General features: G+C 48.7%; 4 tRNA genes. All 4 read left to right on the forward strand.

What is annotated here, in order from left to right:
• Nucleotides 1-114: 114 nt before the first annotated feature.
• The 4 genes from DK187_RS15120 (at nt 115) to DK187_RS15135 (ending at nt 552) form a co-directional block, all read left to right on the forward strand.
• Nucleotides 115-190, forward strand: a tRNA-Glu gene (locus DK187_RS15120).
• A gap of 53 nt (nt 191-243) precedes the next feature.
• A tRNA-Glu gene (locus tag DK187_RS15125) sits at nt 244-319 on the forward strand.
• 54 nt (nt 320-373) lie between these two features.
• Nucleotides 374-448 (forward strand) — tRNA-Gly (locus DK187_RS15130).
• Nucleotides 449-476: 28 nt separating this feature from the next.
• Nucleotides 477-552 (forward strand) — tRNA-Glu (locus tag DK187_RS15135).

Consider the following 552-nt stretch of genomic DNA (forward strand, 5'->3'; position numbering starts at 1 on the left):
AGGCCTAGGACACCGCCCTTTCACGGCGGTAACAGGGGTTCGAACCCCCTATGGGACGCCACTTTTATTTTAGATAAAAGTATTGTTAGTGATATTGAGTGTATTAAAGTTTATGTCCCATTCGTCTAGAGGCCTAGGACACCGCCCTTTCACGGCGGTAACAGGGGTTCGAACCCCCTATGGGACGCCACTTTTATTTTAGATAAAAGTATTGTTAGTGATATTGAGTGTATTAAAGTTTATGTCCCATTCGTCTAGAGGCCTAGGACACCGCCCTTTCACGGCGGTAACAGGGGTTCGAACCCCCTATGGGACGCCATTTTTACCTTTTGTAAGGTAACTTGGTTGCTGAGAAGTGTTCAGCAATTGTAATGCGGGAATAGCTCAGTGGTAGAGCACAACCTTGCCAAGGTTGGGGTCGCGAGTTCGAGCCTCGTTTCCCGCTCCACTTTCTTTTAAGAAGAAAGTTTTTGTATGTCCCATTCGTCTAGAGGCCTAGGACACCGCCCTTTCACGGCGGTAACAGGGGTTCGAACCCCCTATGGGACGCCA

Origin of the sequence: Marinomonas arctica (assembly GCF_003259225.1) — a bacterium.
GTDB lineage: Bacteria > Pseudomonadota > Gammaproteobacteria > Pseudomonadales > Marinomonadaceae > Marinomonas > Marinomonas arctica.